At 65.2% G+C, this 621-nt stretch carries 1 protein-coding gene; it reads left to right on the top strand.

The features are described 5' to 3' along the window. Nucleotides 1-621, top strand: a 621-nt coding sequence (locus EN906_RS36365; RefSeq protein ID WP_164777718.1) for an ATP-binding cassette domain-containing protein, incomplete at both ends; no start/stop codon positions are given.

Below are 621 nucleotides of genomic sequence, written 5' to 3'. Positions count from 1 at the left end.
CAAGGCGAGCAGCCGCGCGGCAGGTGCTTTGTTGCAGCGGCTCGGCATCGAACTCGATCCGCAAGCCCGCGTCGGCGCCCTGCGTGTCGGCGAGCAGCAACTGGTCGAGATCGCCAAGGCTCTGTCGATGTCGGCACGCATCCTGATCATGGACGAGCCGACCTCGGCGCTTTCGCCGGCCGAATGCCAGCGGCTGTTCCGCATCATCCGCCAGCTTGCCGACAGCGGCGTCGCCATCGTCTACATCTCGCACCGCATCGACGAGGTCATGCATCTGGCCGGCCGCGTCACCGTGTTTCGCGACGGCCGCCATGTGCTGACCGAGCCGATGGCCAGGCTCGACGAAGATACGATCATTTCGGCGATGGTCGGCCGCAACCTGCTCGCTTCCTCCGAGGAAGAGCGCAACACCAGCGGCATGACCGTGCTTTCGGTCGAAAACCTGTCGCTGTCGAAGCCCGATGCGCATGGTTGGCGCACGGTGATCGACGGCGTCGGCTTCGATCTTGCCGCCGGAGAAATCCTCGGCATTGGCGGGCTGCTGGGTTCGGGCCGCACCGAGATCCTGGAAGCGATCTTCGGCTCGAGCAATGGCCGCACCGGCGGCGAAATCCGTATTGA

Source organism: Mesorhizobium sp. M7A.F.Ca.CA.004.06.1.1 (genome assembly GCF_003999135.1).
Classification (GTDB): Bacteria; Pseudomonadota; Alphaproteobacteria; order Rhizobiales; family Rhizobiaceae; genus Mesorhizobium.
Note: the sequence above shows the minus strand (reverse complement) of the source record. Positions and strands in the feature narration are given on the sequence as shown.